Origin of the sequence: Fulvivirga lutea, assembly GCF_017068455.1 — a bacterium.
Classification (GTDB): domain Bacteria; phylum Bacteroidota; class Bacteroidia; order Cytophagales; family Cyclobacteriaceae; genus Fulvivirga; species Fulvivirga lutea.
Genome location: NZ_CP070608.1, coordinates 401,525 through 420,254 on the forward strand (window position 1 = coordinate 401,525; position 18,730 = coordinate 420,254).

The 18,730-nt window shown below is 38.9% G+C and carries 12 protein-coding genes; 2 read left to right on the forward strand and 10 right to left on the reverse strand.

Annotation, left to right across the window (positions count from 1 at the left end; all coding sequences use genetic code 11):
• Positions 1 to 28: 28 nt before the first annotated feature.
• The 4 genes from JR347_RS02000 to rimP form a co-directional block, all read right to left on the reverse strand.
• Entirely contained in the window at positions 29 to 775 is a 747-nt protein-coding gene (locus JR347_RS02000; RefSeq protein WP_205722391.1) for a hypothetical protein, read from the reverse strand.
• 271 nt (positions 776 to 1,046) lie between these two features.
• On the reverse strand, positions 1,047 to 3,749 hold the full coding sequence (gene infB, locus JR347_RS02005; RefSeq protein WP_205722392.1) for a translation initiation factor IF-2: 2,703 nt from the start codon (positions 3,747 to 3,749) through the stop codon (positions 1,047 to 1,049).
• Between the two features lie 39 nt (positions 3,750 to 3,788).
• On the reverse strand, positions 3,789 to 5,030 hold the full coding sequence (nusA, locus tag JR347_RS02010; protein WP_205722393.1) for a transcription termination factor NusA: 1,242 nt from the start codon (positions 5,028 to 5,030) through the stop codon (positions 3,789 to 3,791).
• A 17-nt stretch (positions 5,031 to 5,047) separates the two neighbouring features.
• Positions 5,048 to 5,518: a ribosome assembly cofactor RimP gene (rimP, locus tag JR347_RS02015; protein WP_235689733.1), complete on the reverse strand. Its 471-nt coding sequence runs from the start codon at positions 5,516 to 5,518 to the stop codon at positions 5,048 to 5,050.
• Positions 5,519 to 5,661: 143 nt separating this feature from the next.
• On the opposite strand from rimP, the gene JR347_RS02020 reads away from it, so the two are divergent.
• Positions 5,662 to 6,651 (forward strand): M28 family peptidase, encoded by a 990-nt coding sequence (locus tag JR347_RS02020; protein WP_205722394.1) that lies wholly within the window; start codon positions 5,662 to 5,664, stop codon positions 6,649 to 6,651.
• Positions 6,652 to 6,724: 73 nt separating this feature from the next.
• Here the strand turns inward: JR347_RS02020 and JR347_RS02025 are convergent, their stop codons facing one another.
• The 4 genes from JR347_RS02025 to JR347_RS02040 form a co-directional block, all read right to left on the reverse strand.
• Complete coding sequence (locus JR347_RS02025; RefSeq protein WP_205722395.1) at positions 6,725 to 10,498, reverse strand: S8 family serine peptidase; 3,774 nt, start codon at positions 10,496 to 10,498, stop codon at positions 6,725 to 6,727.
• 246 nt (positions 10,499 to 10,744) lie between these two features.
• On the reverse strand, positions 10,745 to 13,633 hold the full coding sequence (gene gcvP / locus JR347_RS02030; protein WP_205722396.1) for an aminomethyl-transferring glycine dehydrogenase: 2,889 nt from the start codon (positions 13,631 to 13,633) through the stop codon (positions 10,745 to 10,747).
• Positions 13,634 to 13,746: 113 nt separating this feature from the next.
• The gene (gene lipA, locus JR347_RS02035; RefSeq protein ID WP_205722397.1) at positions 13,747 to 14,637 is read right to left on the reverse strand and encodes a lipoyl synthase; all 891 of its coding nucleotides are present in this window, start codon (positions 14,635 to 14,637) and stop codon (positions 13,747 to 13,749) included.
• Between the two features lie 58 nt (positions 14,638 to 14,695).
• Positions 14,696 to 15,424, reverse strand: coding sequence for a hypothetical protein (locus JR347_RS02040; protein WP_235689734.1), 729 nt, complete (start codon positions 15,422 to 15,424; stop codon positions 14,696 to 14,698).
• Positions 15,425 to 15,498: 74 nt separating this feature from the next.
• Here JR347_RS02040 and JR347_RS02045 point away from each other — a divergent pair, with 74 nt between their 5' ends.
• On the forward strand, positions 15,499 to 15,903 hold the full coding sequence (locus JR347_RS02045; RefSeq protein ID WP_205722398.1) for an OsmC family protein: 405 nt from the start codon (positions 15,499 to 15,501) through the stop codon (positions 15,901 to 15,903).
• On the opposite strand, the gene ytxJ is transcribed toward JR347_RS02045, so the two are convergent.
• Positions 15,900 to 16,235 (reverse strand): bacillithiol system redox-active protein YtxJ, encoded by a 336-nt coding sequence (ytxJ, locus tag JR347_RS02050; protein WP_205722399.1) that lies wholly within the window; start codon positions 16,233 to 16,235, stop codon positions 15,900 to 15,902. The two genes, JR347_RS02045 and ytxJ, sit on opposite strands and share 4 nt — an antisense overlap.
• A gap of 3 nt (positions 16,236 to 16,238) precedes the next feature.
• Positions 16,239 to 18,611, reverse strand: coding sequence for a hypothetical protein (locus tag JR347_RS02055; protein ID WP_205722400.1), 2,373 nt, complete (start codon positions 18,609 to 18,611; stop codon positions 16,239 to 16,241).
• Between the last annotated feature and the right edge of the window lie 119 nt (positions 18,612 to 18,730).

Below are 18,730 nucleotides of genomic sequence, written 5' to 3' on the forward strand. Positions count from 1 at the left end.
CCCCTCTTGTATTTTATGTGGCATTAGCTTATGCCTCAGCGCCTTCGCCTTCTAAGTTTTTAAGCATTGCAATTTTGAAGTTCTTTTTAGCCTTGTGGCCACAGTAACCGCATTCAAAATGCTTAAGTAATTCTCCCTCTTCAGTGGCAGAAGGCGATTTCATAATTTCTTCCTTAGTAACTCTAAATGTTTGATAGTTACACTCAGGGCACTGCAATGCATGTAAGTGACCAGAATATTTCTCAATTTTTGTATATCCTGTTTCTTCGTCTACCCAAACGTCATAGTCGATAGAGAAAATTTCTTCTTCAGCCTGCATACCTTCATCTAAGTAAACATCTTCTTCTTCTTCACTTAGAAGTTTCATTGGTTTACCAGACTTAGGAGAAATTCTTGGCTTATATCTTAATTTCTTTAATCTTTTTTCAATGTAGAAAGGATAGTAGAATTTAAGTAGATTTTGAACTATAACTCCAATGATTAAACCCATTGAAATTGTAACGAATAATCGAACAAACAACCACAAAATTCCTAATTCAACTATATACGAATTAGCATAGAAACCCCCTGCTATAATTAACAACACACTACATGTCATTAATATGTTGATTTCTGAACGGTTGATATAATCGTACTTTGTCTTTGAATCGCTGGTTGCTGCTAATTTTAAAATATGCCCAATTAAAATGAGCACAGATAATCCCGCTAGTCCGTAGGTAATGTATTGCGCCCACATGTTCCAAGCTTCAAAGGATTGAGTCGAAGTGTTGTTCATGGCCTATTGTTTGTTTATGTAAGTTTGATAGACAAATAAAGTTATTTGAAGTACAATTTAAAAATAAGTCTTCAATTTTAATATTGTTTTCCCAAAAAAGAAAAAAGAAATATACAATACTAAGTAATAATGTTACAAACTTTTAGCCCACTATTTGCTAAATTCAAGTTATTTTATTCTAAATAATATTCATTTAATTCAATTTTTAAATTTATCAGAACAAAAAAAAGAGGCTCGAGAGCCTCTTTCTAATTTATAAATAGTTACTTATTTACAATGTACGTTTTGTTTCTCTCTCCTCATAACTCTCGACAACGTCACCTACTTTGATGTCATTGAAACCTTTAATGCTTAATCCGCACTCATAACCATTCTTAACTTCAGCAACATCATCTTTGAATCTCTTCAATTGTCCCATCTCGCCTGAGTAGATTACGATACCGTCTCTAATAAGACGAATTGGATTCGCTTTCTTAATGTAACCATCGGTTACCATACAACCAGCTACTGTACCAATCTTAGTGATTTTAAAGATTTCACGAACTTCAACGTTACCAACAATTACTTCCTCTACTTCAGGATCTAACATACCCTCCATAGCATCTTTCACATCGTTGATTGCATCATAGATTACAGAATAAAGTCTGATTTCTATCTCCTCGTTTTCAGCTACTTTCTTAGCCGCTCCTGATGGTCTCACCTGGAAACCAACAATAACTGCATCAGAAGCTGATGCAAGAAGTACATCCGACTCAGATATCTGTCCAACACCTTTATGTATGATGTTCACCTGAATTTCTTCTGTACTTAATTTCAACAATGAATCTGATAATGCTTCAATGGATCCATCCACATCACCTTTGATAATAACATTCAATTCTTTAAATGAGCCGATAGCCAATCTTCTACCAATCTCATCCAACGTAATATGTTTCTTAGTTCTGATCGACTGCTCTCGTAAAATTTGCTCACGTTTAGTGGCAATTTCACGTGCCTCACGGTCAGACTCCATTACATTAAATTTATCTCCAGCTTGAGGAGCTCCATCTAATCCTAACATCAATACAGGAGTGGAAGGACCCGCCTTCTTAACTTGTGCGCCCGTATGATCAAACATCGCTTTTACCCTACCATAGTAGGCTCCAGCTAACAAGATATCACCAACTTCCAGCGTACCATTCTGTACAAGTACAGTGGCTACATAACCTCTACCTTTGTCAAGAGATGCTTCAACAACAGTTCCTGATGCTTTCTTTTTGTGATTTGCTTTTAGTTCAAGCAATTCTGCTTCAAGCAGTACTTTTTCAAGCAACTCATCTATACCCTGACCTGTTTTAGCTGAAATTTCCTGGCACTGGTATTTACCACCCCAGTCTTCAACCAGAATATTTATGCCAGATAACGATTCTTTTACTTTATCAGGATTAGCTCCCGGCTTATCAATTTTATTGATTGCAATTACAATTGGAACACCTGCCACCTGAGCATGATTAATTGCTTCTTTGGTTTGTGGCATCACATCGTCATCCGCAGCAACAACAATAATTACAATATCCGTTACTTTGGCACCTCTGGCACGCATAGCCGTAAATGCCTCGTGACCCGGTGTATCTAAGAATGCAATTTTATTACCGCTCTCAGTCATTACATCATAGGCACCAATGTGCTGTGTAATACCTCCCGCTTCACCAGCTGTAACTTTTGAGCTTCTGATATAATCAAGTAAAGATGTCTTACCATGGTCAACGTGACCCATGATAGTTACGATAGGCGCTCTTTCCTCTAAATCTTCCGCTGCATCCTCTACTTCTTCTACTTCTACCTCATCATCTGCTGAAGTAAATTCAACATTGAAATCAAATTCATCAGCAATTACTGTGATAGATTCAGCATCTAATCTCTGGTTGATCGAAACGAACATACCCAAGTTCATGCATACGGAAATTACGTCATTCACAGACACATTCATAAGAGAAGCTAAATCGTTTGCCGAAATAAACTCTGTTACTTTCAGCGTTTTAGACTGCTCCTGCTCTTGTAGCATTTGCTCTTCCTTAGCATCTGCTATAGCTGAACGCTTTTCTCTCCTATATTTTGCTCCACCCTTTTTGGATTTATTTCCACTTAATTTTGCAAGAGTGGCCTTAATTTTATCTTGGATTTCCTTATCTGAAGGTTCTTCCTTCTCTATTCGCTTACCACCGCCCCGTTGATCAGGTCTTCTTCTGTCATCGTTTCTGGCAACACGCTTTCTTGGTCTCTTCTTCTTCTCTTCCTTACGATCATCAGATGAAGCTACCGGCTTGCTTCTTCTATCCTTTTCTTTTGGAAGCTCAATCTTACCAACCACTTTTAAGCCTTGAAGTTTATCAGCTTTGGCCGAGATCACACCTTTTTCTTCCTCTTTCTTCTCTTCAGCTTTAGGTGCTTCTTCCTTCTTAGGCTCAGCTTTCGGCTCAACTTTTTCCTCCTTCTTCTCTTCTTTTGCCGCTGGCTTCTCTTCTACTTTTGGCTCTTCTTTTTTTACCGGCTCTTCCTTGGCTTTTTCTTCTTGCTTTTTCTTGTCTAGATCTATTTTACCCAGCACCTTGAAGCCTTGAAGTTTTGTTCTTTCAGGCTCAACTTTTTCTGGTTTCTTCGCTTCCTCTTTCTGCTCAGAGCTAACCTTATCAGCCGAAAGGTTTTTAATTAAAACCTCTTCATCATCAGATTTTTGGGTTGATTTTGAGCTACCGGAATCGATAGCAACCTCATGATGCTTGGTGCCTATTGAAAGACCTGAGGCTTCCTCTTTCTCATGAGCAGAATCTGCAAATTCACGAGAGAGCATGGAGAATTGCTCACCCGTAACTTTAGCGTTCGGACTGCTCTCAACATCAAAGCCTTTGTCTGCCAGAAAATCTACAATCGTAGATAATCCTACGTTGAGCTTTCTTGCTACCTGGCTTAACCTCATGGTTTTTTCATCTGCCATATTCAAATATCTCCTTTTTTTATAAGTTTAAAAAATGACTTATTCGAACTCCTGCTTTAATATTTTCAGAATATCTTCGATAGTCTCTTCTTCTAAATCAGTTCTTCTTGCAAGCTCTTCAGCATTTAGTGCCAACACACTTTTTGCGGTATCTAAACCAATTCTTTTTAATTCATCAATTACCCAGTCTTCAATTTCATCTCCGAATTCATCAAGATCAACATCCTCCTCATCAAACTCACCTAACTCTCTGAACACGTCAATTTCCTTACCAACCAATCTACTAGCCAACTTGATATTTTGACCACCTTTACCAATTGCCAATGAAACCTGATCTGGCTTTAAGAACACAGATACCCTATCATCGTCCTCAGACATTTTTATGCTGGTAATCTTAGCAGGGCTCAAAGCTCTTGTTATATATAAGTCCATGTTATCAGTAAAGTTGATAACATCAATATTCTCGTTCTGTAATTCTCTAACAATACTGTGAATTCTAGAGCCTTTCATACCAACACATGCACCTACAGGATCAATTCTGTCATCGTATGATTCCACTGCTACTTTTGCTCTTTCACCCGGTTCACGCACCACTTTCTTAATAGTGATAAGTCCGTCATACACTTCAGGAACCTCATTCTCGAAAAGTCTTTCTAAGAACACTGGACTTGTTCTAGACAAGATAATTTTAGGGCTACCGTTGTACATTTCAACACGGTCAACAATAGCTCTAACCTGATCACCTTTTCTAAAACGATCTTTATGAATTTGCTCTGATCTTGGAATAGATATTTCGTTACCTTCAGCATCGATCAATAAGATTTCTCTGCTCAGTATTTGATAAACCTCACCTGTGATAATTTCACCTACAAGATCTTTATATTTTTCATAAAGGATATCTTTTTCAAGATCCTTCACTCTTTGAATTAGGGTCTGTCTGGCAGTCATTACCGCTCTTCTTCCGAAATCCTCTAATGTGATTTCTTCAGCCACCTCTTCGCCTATTTCAAAGTCAGGCTCAATTTTTCTGGCATCTGTTAGGCTAATTTTGTCGTGATCCCAGATGTCCTCAGAGTTATCATCAACAATTTCTCTAAACCTCCATATCTCTAAGTCACCCTTATCGGCATTAATAATAATGTCGAAGTTCTCATCTGTTTCAAACTTCTTTCTGATCATAGTTCTGAAAACATCTTCCAGAATTCTGATCATAGTAGGTCTGTCTATGTTTTTCTGTTTCGCAAAATCAGCGAATGATTCAATTAATACAGAAGCATTCATTTTTTATCTATTAATTATTATTTAAACGATACCTGAACAATTGTTCTCTTTATTTGATCAAATGACATTTCTAGTGGCACATGATCAACCTTCTTCCCTTTTTTAACTTCCTTATCGAGCAACAACCTCTTCTCGCTTACTTCCTTAAGAATACCTTTGATATCCTTACCATCAGTAGTTGAGATTTTGAGCTTACGCCCGATATTTTTCTTGTATTGCCTTAATGTGTCTAGCGGGAAATCCACTCCAGGTGAGGTAACTTCTAAAGTATACTTAGAATCCACAATTTCATCTTCCTCTAAGGCGAACCCAACGGCTCGACTCATTTCGGCACAATCATCGATAGTTACGCCTTCATCACCATCTAAAAGAATAGTAATTTTAGTTGGTCCTTTGTCTGCCGAAACAATTACGTCCACTAAAAAGTGCTCTTTTTTAGTGAGGTTAGCCTCAGCCAGCTTAGTTACTATCGACTTTAAATTCTCCAAATTGATAATATAAAAAGAGGGGACTCGTTGTCCCCTCAGAAACTTATTATATTTACGCCTGCAAATGTAAATCAATTTTATTTGCTTTACAAAGAGTTCTAAAACACATTATTTATTCTTTATCCGTTTCAAAACTGATTCCATTGAAAAATTTATACTTTTTGGCATCAATTGCCTTTATCGCCCTACTCACTTCCTGCGGTGATGACAAATCGAAGCAAGAATCTAAGGAGCAACCCAAGGAAGTTTTTGTACCCCAATTTAATTCTGATTCAGCTTATGCTTATGTAAAAAAACAAGTTGAGTTTGGGCCAAGAGTACCAAATAGTAAAAACCACACTGAAACAGGTAATTATTTGATAGAAAAGCTCAAATCATTCAATTGGGAAGTTCAGGAACAAAATTTTGAAGCCACTACTTTTGACAATCAACTTCTCTATTTGAGAAATATTATTGCCAGCTATAACCCAAAAAAATCAAAGAGAATTTTACTTGCAGCCCATTGGGACACGAGGCCTTTCGCAGATAAAGATAATGACAGAATAGAAGAGCCAATATTAGGTGCCAATGACGGTGCAAGTGGCGTTAGCGTATTATTAGAAATTGCTCGGGTTATTAATACCTATGATTCTTTAGATCTGGGAGTTGATATCATTTTCTTTGATGGCGAAGATTGGGGTGAAAGACCCAATGAATACATCCAACCTACTAATGGCCTTGAAAGCTGGTGGTGTCTTGGATCGCAATACTGGTCGAAAAATAAACATGAGCCTAAGTACTCCGCTTATTATGGCATATTACTAGATATGGTGGGTGGTGAAAATGCGAAGTTTTATAAAGAAGGTTATAGTATGGAAAGTGCCCCTTCTATAGTTAATAAGGTATGGAATAGAGGAGCTGAGCTTGGTTATTCACGTTATTTCATTAATCAACCGGGAGGGCAAATTACTGATGACCATTATTTTGTAAATAAGTATGGCAAAATTCCAATGATAGACATTATACCTATGGACCCGACTGACGGCTCATTTGGTGCCTTCCATCATACCCATGACGATAACATGGATATCATTAGCAAACAAACACTAAAGGCTGTTGGAGAAACGGTACTTCACGTTTTGTATAACGAATGAGCTTTACTTTCATTTCTAAAATAGAAAAGGGGTCTCTTTTGAAGACCCCCTTTCATCTGGTTTACGGTTGAAATTAATTCTTAATAATCTTATTGATTAGAACATTCTCACCGTCTGTCACTTCCAGGAAGTAGAATCCTGCTTTTAGAGACTGAACTCCAATTACATTATCTGTTCCTGAAAGATTGCCTTGCTGCCAAATTTTTCCTGTGGCATTATAAATTTTATAGCTTGTTGCTTTCATTTTACCTGTAAATACATTCAAATGACTTTCAACTGGATTAGGATAGAAGCTGAATCCATCTGGTCGTATACCATCAGACTGAACAGTTTTTCCTAAATCGGAGAATGTACTGAATGCAGCCCCTCCAACACAGAAGTTAGTAGTCTGGCTAGAAGCAAATGATCCGCCTGAAGCTAATACAGTTGCTCCATCTCTTAGAGAATATGAACCATTACCATAAGAGCAGCACATTCCGTCACCATACTGGTCAGAAATTATAAAGTCATAGCATCCGTCAGGTAGCGTTACATCAATATTCAACGTAGATCCATCTGCTTGAGAAGCATATGTTCCGCCAGAAGCAACTACAGTGCTGCCATCTACAATTTGCCAGCTAGTTTCTTCAGGATAGTTATCAAAAACTAAAGTTAATGTAACATCTGTAGAACCCGGGCCAGAAGTTCCGGCACCCATCGTTAGATCATCAATAGCAATATCGCCTGTATAGTTAGATCCGGTAGTGCCTACGAATCTTAACTTAACAACATCTCCAGCATAGGATGATAAATCTACATTGGCCGTTAGCCAAGAGTTTCCTTGATTACCAGACTCACTCCAAACACTAGTCCAAGAAGTACCATCAGTTGAGGCTTGTAAATTTAAAGAACCCATTGTGCTACCATACATATGATATTTGAATCCAAAATTTACTGTTGTTTCACCATCAAGGTCAAAGCATGGGCTTTCTATGATGGTTGTCTTACTTGGATAGTTAGGTGAAGATGCTTCTACATATAAGTAGAAAGACCCTTCTGATGCAGCCGATGGACCTGTACTTCCAGAAGGAGTAGATCCTGATCTTCTTGCCCAATTAAAATCATCGCCTGAAACCTGAGACCAACCACCAAAGCCGGACTCAAAACCATCAGAGTAAGGTAAGCTTACCGTTGATGAACAAGTTATTCCTGCGCTTTGAGTAGTTGCCGAAACGTTAGCTGCCGCTGAAACATTGCCTGCTGCATCTTTAGCTCTAACACTGAAAGAGTAGTTAGTACCTGCAGTTAATGATGTAACATTCGCTGAAGTACCCGTAACTGTTCCTAATAATGAGGCTGCTTGATAAACATCATAACCAACCACACCAACATTATCCGTTGAAGCAGTCCAAGAAAGTGTTAAAGTAGTTTGAGTGATGTTAGAAGCTGCAAGATTCGTTGGTGCTGTTGGTGCCTGAGTATCACCTGCTGCTCCTCCAATGATAATTGTATAATCTTCTACTTCTCCATAGTTAAATGAGCCACAAGATGATGGCGCTGCATTATATCGCATGATTACACGCATTCTTGTACTAGACTCTACAGCTCCTGCAGGAATTGTAAAGCTTCCACTAACAGGTGATGTTTGAGTAGGAGATTGTGCAAACACCTGCTCACCAGCATCTGTGAAATCACCATCCTTATTATAGTCTATCCAAACACCGTAAGCTTCATTGTACAACGAACCTGTCCAAGTTGGTGTGATAGTAATAGTATGAGGTTCTCCTTTTGCCAGGCTTGTAGATACCGAAGTAAAATCCTGATATCCTCCTGTACCAGCACTAGATGCGTTATTAATTCCTCCCACTTGTACTCTGCTAATGTATTCGTCAGAAACACTGTTTCCATTAGCAGCACAGTAGTTTAATTGTACTTCTGTTGTGGCGAAATTTGTAGACGAAGTATAGCTTGAGTTGCTTCCATCTGAACATTTACTTCTAACCTGCACTTCATAATTTGTAGAAGCAGATAGGCCGGAAAAATCGTAAGATGTACCACTCACTGCTTCAACAGTCCAAGTACTAGTACCTGCTACTCTATATCTTAAATCAAAAGTTGCTCCTGAAACGGCATCCCAACTTGCAGTTGCGGTTGATGAGCCTATGCTGCCTACAGAAAGACCAGTAGGCGTAGTTGCATTACAAACAACAGGTGCACCAGTTACACCAGTTACTATTAAAGTAAAATCCTGGCTGCCACTTGTTAAAGTACCTTTGTGAGTTACGGTTATTGTGTAACTACCACTCGCTCCGGAAATATCTACTCTTTCGTAAGGGTCTACATTATTATCAGATTTTGTACTTGATGTAGGACCTGTAAGCCTGTATGGAAAATATGTGGTGCTTGACTTAGTTACTCTGATATCCAAGTCATTTACCAAAACTGGCGTTGTTAGGTTAACAGTTCCGGTGTTTTCAGCACCAGGAAGGTCAGTCCAAGAAATTGAAGCTAATAATGGCTCAACTCCATTGGCATCAACAGTGATACTGTAAGACTGGCCTGCAGACAATGTTAATTCTTCAATTCTTGAAGTATTTCCATTCTCTGTGATTGCTTCAGAAGCAGCTTTAGCATTCAATAGTCCCCAACCAAAAACAGCATCCGGGCCTGAAACTCCAGCATCATCTGCCGTGTGAAGAGCAAGACCTTTTAACGTTGCAGATCTCATAAAAGAACCGTTTACGTTATTATAGTGCTGTTGCAATAATAACAATGAACCAGCAACATTAGGAGATGCCATTGAAGTACCAGAAATAGAGTTGTATGCAGAGTTGCTACTTTCATAAGTAGAATAAACACCTGTACCATTTCCTGTAATATCCGGTTTAATTCTAAAATCATCTGTAGGACCTTCACTGCTACTACTATTGATTGCAACTGATATTAAATTACCGTTACTATCAACATTCGCATCTTGAGCATTGGCAACAACTAAGTTGTTTTTAGAAGTAGAATGACCTGTTAATTTATCGAAGCCACTTCCACCCGTAGGATTAGTATTGGCTGTGTTATCATTACCGTCATTACCGGCAGCCACTACCATTAGATAGTAAGGTGCATCGTAAAGAATTTGATCCCATGCAGCAGACTCATCGATATAACCTCCGAAGAAATATTGTGGAAGTTGTACCTGGCCAAATTGGTTTCTTGTAGCATAGCCATAAGAATGGTTTGATACTAACATTCCGCTAGCTGCTGCTGCAGTGGCTTCCGTTTTATCGTTATTCCAGTCATGGCCTACAGCATAAGCGTGAGGAGCCATACCTTTTGCAGCTGCCTGAAAACCCGAAGCGATAATGGTTCCGGTTACGTGAGCTGCGTGGAAGTTCAATGTGCTGGTACCATCACCAATTGAAAATCGGTTAGAACCACCTGCTCCATCATACTCCTGGTGAGTGCTTCTTGCCAAGCCACCGTCCCAAACATAGGCAGTCATGTTTTGGCCATTTAATGATAACCCCAACGAGCCTCCTGAATTGAGGTGGTCAGTTCTGGTAGAACGAGCCGCATCCACATTAAAAGTGGTATAGTAGATTGGTTGCCCGTCAACAACTTTTTGGAGTTCAATGAGTCTTCCATCAGATAAGGAAGTTCTTATTGGCCATCCATTTCTTTCTGCTTGTTCAATAGCAGCACGCTTTTCACTTTCAGCTTTCTGTCTAAACTCAACTTCTAGCTGATTTAACTTAGTAATATTTGATTTTTCTTGAATTTGCTCTCTTTGAGCCTTGTTTTGTGCCAGTGATATGGTGGTGGACACAAAAAGTAAGGGCAATAGAATACCCCTTAGAGTAAAACTTCTAATCATACAAATTTGGTTTAGGTTGAAAAGGCACAAATATGCCAAATAATATTATGGATGCAAGAGAATTTTCAGACGACTAAACTGACTTTATCGGATTAGTCAGAATTTAAGTTTGTAAGTCTTTCAATCACAACAAATTACGTTCGCAATCGTTTGCGAAAAAAATTTAAATTTTTTTTCTCTAGTATGAGGGAATAAAAAAAGGGTCGAAAAACGACCCTTCAATATTGAATTATTTTCTTACTAAGTTCATACTTCTATTGCCTGAGCATCTTCGTTATATTCCTCAAGTGGCAAGCAACTGCACATTAAATTTCTATCTCCATATGCGCTATCTATTCTACCCACTGAAGGCCAGAATTTAGATTCTCTAACATAAGCCAACGGATAGGCGGCTTTTTCTCTAGAATACGGTTTATCCCATTCAGTTGCTGTAATGACTGCGGCTGTGTGGGGTGCATTTTTCAACACATTATTCTCTTTGTCAGCCACACCAGATTCTATCTCACTAATCTCTTTTCTAATTTCGATAAGTGCCTCACAGAAACGATCTAATTCTTCCATTGTTTCACTTTCTGTTGGCTCAATCATCATAGTACCAGCAACAGGGAAAGAAACCGTTGGTGCATGGAACCCATAATCCATTAATCTCTTAGCGATATCTTCAACCTCCACTCCAGCTTTTTTAAACTCACGACAATCGATAATCATTTCATGTGCTGCTCTACCATTTTTACCAGTATACAATACATCGTAATGTCCTGTAAGTTTCTCTTTGATGTAATTCGCATTGAGTATAGCAATCTGTGTTGCTTTGGTAAGACCATTCCTACCCATCATCGCGATATACGCATAAGAGATTGTAAGAATACTAGCACTACCATAAGGGGCTGCAGAAATAGCAGTAATAGCCTGATCACCACCTGTTTTTACAACAGGATTACTAGGTAAGAATGGCTTTAACTGACTGGCCACTCCAATAGGACCCATTCCAGGGCCTCCACCACCGTGAGGGATACAAAATGTTTTGTGCAGATTAAGATGACATACATCTGCCCCGATATTAGCAGGACTGGTTAAGCCTACCTGAGCATTCATGTTTGCGCCATCCATATACACCTGACCACCAAAATCATGGATTATCTGGCAAATTTCCTTGATACTTTCTTCAAAAACTCCGTGCGTTGATGGGTATGTAACCATTAAAGCAGATAAATTATCTTTATTCGCTTCAGCTTTAGCCCTTAAATCATCCACATCAATATTTCCTTGTTCATCGCATTTCACGATCACTACTTTCATCCCTGCCATCACTGCACTCGCTGGATTGGTTCCATGTGCAGAAGATGGAATTAAAGTTACATTTCTATGACTTTCACCTCTACTTTCATGATAGGCTCTGATCACCATTAAACCTGCGTATTCGCCCTGTGCTCCACTATTTGGCTGAAGTGATACAGCATCAAACCCTGTAATTTCACATAGCCATGCTTCCAAATCAGTGAATAATTCCTGATATCCTTTTGTTTGCGATGAAGGTGCGAATGGGTGCATTTTACCAAACTCCGGCCATGTAACCGGCATCATTTCAGTGGTTGCATTCAATTTCATTGTACACGAACCCAATGAAATCATACTGTGTACCAGAGACAAATCTTTGTTTTCTAACCTTTTTATGTATCTAAGCATTTCATGCTCAGAGTGAAATTTATTGAATACTTGATGCTCAAGAAATTTAGATTCTCTGAGGAGACCTTTTGGCCAGTCTAAAGAAATGTTATCTGCTTCAGATTGAATGTCAAATGTAGTTTTTGGATCAAATACAGAAACAATTTCTACGATGTCTTCAATTCTGGTTGTTTCATCCAATGAAATACCGATATGACCATCACCGAAATACCTGAAATTCATTCCTTTTTCCTCAGATTTAGCTTTGATGCCATCTATATCTGATACTTTAACTTTTAGTGTATCAAAATAATGTGTGTTAACCTGCTCAAAGCCAGCTTCTTTAATGCCTTTCGCAAGTAGTTTTGTTAAGCCATGCGTTCGTTGAGCTATTTTTTTAAGACCTTCGGGCCCATGATATACGGCATACATGCCGGAGATTACCGCTAACAGAACCTGAGCTGTACAAATATTGGAGGTAGCCTTTTCTCTACGGATATGCTGCTCTCTTGTTTGAAGTGCCATTCTATAAGCATTGTTGCCTTGTGCATCGATTGAAGCTCCAATGATTCTACCAGGAATTTGTCTTTTATAATCTTCTTTTGTCGCAAAAAAAGCTGCGTGAGGTCCACCAAAACCCATCGGCACACCAAATCTTTGGCTTGATCCAACTACTACATCAGCTCCCATTTTACCAGGAGATTTTAGTAGCACTAGGCTAAGTAAATCAGTTCCAACGGAAACAAAAACATCATTCTCTTTTGCCGATGCAATTAAATCAGAATGATCTATTACTTCGCCATCGTTATTTGGGTACTGAATATAAATGCCATAAAGTGATTCATCCGTTAAATCCAATTTAGACAAATCATCAATTACTAAATCTATCCCTACGGGAATTGCTCGGGTTTTAAGCAAATCAAGTGTTTGAGGGAATACGTTTTTATCTACAAAAAACTTACTCGAATTTTTCTTATTCCCCTTCCTAAGACCCATTAACATCGTCATTGCTTCTGCTGCCGCTGTTCCTTCGTCAAGAAGAGAGGCATTGGCTATTTCCATTCCGGTCAATTCAATAATTGTAGTTTGGAAATTAATTAGCGCTTCAAGTCTGCCTTGCGCGATTTCTGCCTGGTAAGGAGTGTAGGCTGTATACCACCCCGGGTTTTCAAGAATATTTCTCAAAATTACTGGTGGCGTTATGGTATCATAATAGCCAGTGCCTATATATGATTTAAATATTTTATTTTTTGAAGCCAATACTTTAAAGTCACTCAAGAATTGGTATTCGCTCTTTGCTGAAGGTAAATCCATTGTCTTTTCCAACTGGATTGCCTTAGGAATAGTCTGATCTATTAAGTCTTCTAATGAATCAGCTTTAATGAACTCAAGCATTTGATTTACCTGATTTTCATCAGGCCCGTTGTGGCGGGTATCAAATCTTTCTCGGTAGTTAATATCTAATTTCATATTTGTTAAGTAGTGGCCTTCAAATGAGACTGCAAAGTTAATATTATTTTGGGTAAAAAAGAGGCCTCACTTTATTACAAAATGAGGCCTACTATTGTTCCATAAATCTTCAATTAAATAGGAACATTTACGTGTCTTTCTGCATGGTAAGATGATCTTACCAAAGGACCTGATTCAACATATTTTAATCCTCTTTTCAATCCCTCTTCTCTGTACGCATCAAACTGATCAGGGTGAATAAACTCAGCAACCTCTAAATGCATTTTAGTTGGTTGTAAATATTGGCCTAAAGTTAAAATGTCCAGTCCGTTTGCAACCAGGTCATCCATTGCCTTATGTACTTCTTCAGGCTTTTCACCTACCCCTAACATAATACCTGACTTAGTACGCTTACCTGCTTCTTTGGTAAGCTTTATTTGCTCAAGGCTTCTGGCATATTTAGCCTGTGGCCTAACCCTTCTGTATAAACTTTCAACCGTTTCCACATTATGAGAAACTACTTCCTGACCACCCTCAATCATCCTATACAAGGCGTCCCAATTACCCTTTACATCGGGAATTAATGTTTCTATGGTTGTTTCAGGTGAAAGTTTCTTGGTTTCAATTACCGTTTGATACCAAATTTCTGCACCTCTGTCTTTTAATTCATCTCTATTAACCGAGGTAATTACGGCATGCTTCACGCCCATGAGTTTAATAGCCTCGGCAACACGTTTAGGCTCTTCCTCGTCATATTCTGGTGGGCGGCCTGTCGCTACCGCACAGAAAGTACAGCTTCGGGTACAAACATTCCCTAATATCATAAAAGTGGCCGTACCGGCTCCCCAGCATTCGCCCATGTTTGGGCAATTACCGCTTTCACAAATGGTATGTAATTTATAGTTGTCAACCAGTTTTCTAACCTTAGCATATTCTTCCCCAACAGGGAGTTTAACTCTCAGCCAATCTGGTTTTCTGATTTTACTTTTCTTTTCTTCTTTTGAAACTACAGGAAGTTCTATCATGCTCTAGTAATTATCTAAATGCAAAGGTACATTTTAACTATAGAATTAACCAGAGAGACTACCTTCTGGTTCCGTAGAATATGGTAATATATGCTGTTGGAAAAATAGCTTTGTTTTCAACGCCCGCCATCAGGTCTATTTTCTGAGTGTATGCGTCTAAAAGTGCTCCAATTTCAACACCCGTCACACTACTCTTCAATGTGCCCATTTCGAAACTAATGCCAGCCTTTAAGTTTGCTCCTATACGAATGTTGGATTCTTGAATGCCTTGAAATAAATAACCCGTTCCAATTATTCCTTCTATTGAATGGATGCTCGGATCGTAAGGTACTCTTTCTGTATTTCCTCCAATTGTACTTCCACGATCAGGACTATACTCTATGTAATAGGGCGCAAGAATTCCTAAAGATGGGCCAATCGCAGTGATTGCTTTTATTTCAACTCCTTGTTGTGGTGCTTTTCTAAATAAGATTAACTCTCTACCATATTGGAATCGCAGAGCGTATAAATAATTAACTTTTCCGAAAATAAAGCTGCTACCTGCACTAGTCCTAAGCTGAGTTTCCTGATTATGTTTAACGTTCATCACCTCTAAACCCACGCTCTCGAATAAATTATCGCCTATTTTTCTGGATTTACGAAATGTGAAACCTCCAATGAGGCCTCCAGACGTATTTTTGTTTATCCCCCAAACAAACTCTGAATTGTAATCTTCATGGTCTTCCTGAGCATTGGACGTTAACCCAATGAGAAGTAGAAGCGGTAGTATAAGAATCTTTTTATTCACTCTGCAAAAGAATAATTAAATTTAGTAAAATTAAAACGGAAAACCTCTTAAGATAGTTTAACCCCAACCGAATAATGGCACAAATGAAAGTAAGTTACCTTGGTTCTTTGCGAACGGAGGGCACACATATCAAGTCAGGAAATAAAATAATTACTGATGCCCCAACTGACAATAATGGCAAGGGTGAAGCTTATTCGCCCACTGATTTACTATGTTCTTCACTTTGCTCTTGCATGATGACCCTGATGGGGATTTATGCTAACAAAGAATCAGTAAGTTTAGAAGGTTTAAGTGCCGATATCACCAAAGTGATGGCTGCCAACCCTAGAAAAGTGAAAGAAGTAATAATCAACTTTACAATACCTGAATTAAAAGCATCAAAGGAACAAATCGAAGGTCTTAAACATGCTGCTCTTACCTGCCCTGTATCACTAAGTCTTTCTGAAGAGCTAAAGCAAACAATAAGCTTTAATTTTTAAGCTATTACAGATTTTGAGATGTCGGAATAAGAAATACCCATATGGGAGCTATGATGCACCACTGCTTTATTTTTTATTAAAATAGCTTGTGGAGATTGATGCTCAACATTTAATTGGCTTGCAATTTGATTTGATAGTGACCGAAACTGAATTAAATCTAAATAGTAGGGTTTAATACCCTCCGATTCGCTCCATGATCGCTCCAGTCTATTTAAGGCCATGCTACTAATGGAACACCTTGTACTATGTTTAAATATTAAAACGGGTGTTTCTTCAGATTCATTAATTGCTGCCTTTAGTTGATCCTCAGATGTTAAATGATTCCAATTCATAAATTAATCGTACCAAATTTCTCTTTCTCGTTTATCGAAGCGAGGTGCTCTTTCTTTCTCCTTCACATTGTCAGGTTGCCCCTCATTCTTCTTGAATATTTTAGCAAACAATAATTTCAAGCTAAAAAGTTTCTCTTTTTCTTGAGTAGCACTATTTTTTCCCCGAGCATACTTAAGGCTTGGGTGCCTATCCTGAAGGCTTTTTTTACTCATTTTAATATTACCCTGATAGTTAGATGCGCTAATGGCCGCCTTTGAAGGTCCGCGCCCTTTTAACGCTTCACTTACGGAATTAGGATTTCGCTTATAGTTATAAGCCAATTTGGTTCTCCCTTTGAAGGCCGTTCCTCTGGCTGTTTCTTTTGAAGGAGCTATACCCAGCAGTGATTCTTTAGCAGTGCTTGGGTTTTTCCTTACTGACCAGGTTACTTTGGTTCTTCCACCAAAATCAGCTCCTTTTTGTGCACCCGATTGTGGTGGTCTGTTTTTTAGGGATTCGTCAGCCGCATTCGGATTTTGCTTGTATTTCCAGGTTTGTTTAGTTCTACCTGTAAAATTACCTCCTAAAAAGTAATTCTTATTAGGAGCATGCTTTTTCAATGCCTCATCCGCTGCCGCTGGGTTCTTTTTATATTTTCTACTATCCTTAATTGTACCCTGATAATTACCTGCTAACCTGTCATTCTTCTGTTCTTCTTTTACTTTTAATGACTCCTTAGCTGCATTCGGATTTTTCTTATAATCGAATTTTCTTTTTTGGTTTCCTTTATAGGTGCCTGCCAACGCATCGAAATTGCCTCCTTTATATTTTCTCTGCTTGAGTGTGCCCTGATATCCTGCCAAATCATCTTTATTTTTTGAAAAACGGACTTTAATCGCCTTTTTATCTGCACTTGGGTGACGCTTGTAATCAAATCTTCTTTTTTCACCCCCCTTGTAAGTGCTTGATAATGCATCATAATAACCACCTTTATATTTGGACTGCTTGAGGTTACCTTGGAACGACCTTACGCGTTGACTTTGCTCCGAATTGTTTTGTTTCGTTATTGATTGACCTTTGTTATTCCATCTGATACCTGAAATACTACCACCGCCTTTTAAAGGTTTACCTGCCTTAATATTGCCTTGAAATGAGCGTACTCGCTGACTTTGCTCCGAGTTATTTTGTTTCGTTATTGATTGACCCTTATTATTCCATCTGATGCCGGATATACTTCCGCCTCCTTTTAATGGCTTTCCAGCTTTGATATTTCCCTGAAAAGATCTGGCTCGTTGATTTTGTTCAGCATTGTTTGCTTTTGTAATTGATTTACCAGAATTATTCCATCTTTTACCGGAAATACTACCTCCACCCTTAAGCGGTTTTCCAGCCTTAATGTTTCCCTGGAAACTGAGCCCTTTACTTGTGCCTGATCCAGGTGGATTACTGCCACTCAGTTTCTTACCAGCCCGCTCCTTTCTGCTCGAAACTGATTTATAGCTACCTCCTTTAATTTTTCCTTTATATGCCCGATCTCCTCTTCTACTTTTATTTTTTGGATAGGGCGTAAACTGTGGGCCATCAAACTTTGGCCCTTCACTAGTTCTGATTCGCAATTTATTTCCCGAAATATCTTTCTTCCAGGCCCTTTCAGGTCTTCTGGTCGCGGATTTATAGCCTCCTCCGAAGCCTCCTGAATAAGCTTGGTCGCCTTTTCTGCCAGGACTGGTGTATTTCGTTTTTGGCGGCTTTTGTACTCCCGGACGGCCAGTTGTGCGTTTTGTCTGAAATGTTCTTCCAGTAATATCTCCTTTAAAGGCCTTCTCCCATTTCTTTTTTGGTCTAAAAGAACTGTAAGGTGTTTTTCTTTTTCGAACTCGGTAAGCCCCCGATGCCGATCTTGGCACCACTCTTCCCGAGGTAGCTTTTTGTTCTGAGGAACGCGTTGCAGAACGCACCGAGCCTCCCTGATAATTACTTTTACCAGTGAAAGTGACTCTCTTAGTTCGTTTATTCAATGCCCGGCCATTAACTCCACCCTTCCATGCTTTTTCGCGAGGTCTGGTTGAAGTTCTCGGTGGACCTGAAGCTTTTTTTGCGTTTTCAGAAGGCCGTTGTGTAAAGCGCGCTTTTGATAAGGCCTTTTTTGCTACACTTGCTTCCGTTTTTCTTTTTCTTCCTGCATAAGGATTTGGTTGCGCATAGTTCGCATTGGAACGCAACCTTGAAGATTTTATCCTGGTAACTTTTCTTCCAGTTATATCACCTTTATAAGCCTTTTCACCCTGCCTGGTTCTCGACTTAAAACGTACCTGCCTTAATTTACTTTTGTTTGATCTGGCTCTGTCGCCTCTTCGCTTGAGCCTGCGGTTCTCTTTATTTTTCCTCTCATTCAAACGCTCAAACTTATTCTTTTCCTGAGCTTGTACGACATTGCTACCCTGAAAACAGGAACCACAAAGTAATACAAGAACAAGTATTGTCCACTTTAGGGGCTTAGAAATGCTCGCGCTAT